The organism is Cellulomonas sp. HZM (genome assembly GCF_000708885.1).
Lineage (GTDB): Bacteria > Actinomycetota > Actinomycetes > Actinomycetales > Cellulomonadaceae > Cellulomonas.
The window spans coordinates 1-406 of the sequence record NZ_JEOE01000077.1; the positions used below are offsets into that span (position 1 = coordinate 1).

Sequence of the window (406 nt, forward strand, 5' to 3'; positions counted from 1 at the left end):
CACGCGCTGCGCCCGCTACGTGAAGCGTTTGGTGTCCCACAGCGCACCAACGCTTCACACAAGGCTCTCGACACGTGGGCGAGCCGCGGCGACACTCGAGGCAACCGACGACCCCCGCGGTTCGGCGACCACCCTGGAGGTCCGGCATGCACGCCGACTCGCACGACGACGCGCACGACGACTCGCTGCGCGACGACGACGCCCAGGGGGCGCTCGCGGCCGTGACCCGCTTCCGCGCACTGCCCGAGCCCGTACGCCTCGAGGACACCGTCGCGACCGTCGAGACGCAGGACGCCCCCGACCCGTACGCCGGCCGCGACACGAACACCGAGTACATGCTCCGCTACATGGTCTGACCGCTCCGAGCCCCCCCCCCCCCCCCCCCCCCGCCCCTTATTCACCCCCC

General features: G+C 72.7%; 1 protein-coding gene. It reads left to right on the plus strand.

Annotated elements, in window-relative coordinates; translation table 11 throughout:
• Nucleotides 1-146: 146 nt before the first annotated feature.
• Nucleotides 147-356, plus strand: a complete 210-nt coding sequence (locus AW16_RS0116655) for a heme biosynthesis protein HemY (RefSeq protein ID WP_231496091.1) — start codon at nt 147-149, stop codon at nt 354-356.
• The last annotated feature ends 50 nt before the right edge of the window (nt 357-406 follow it).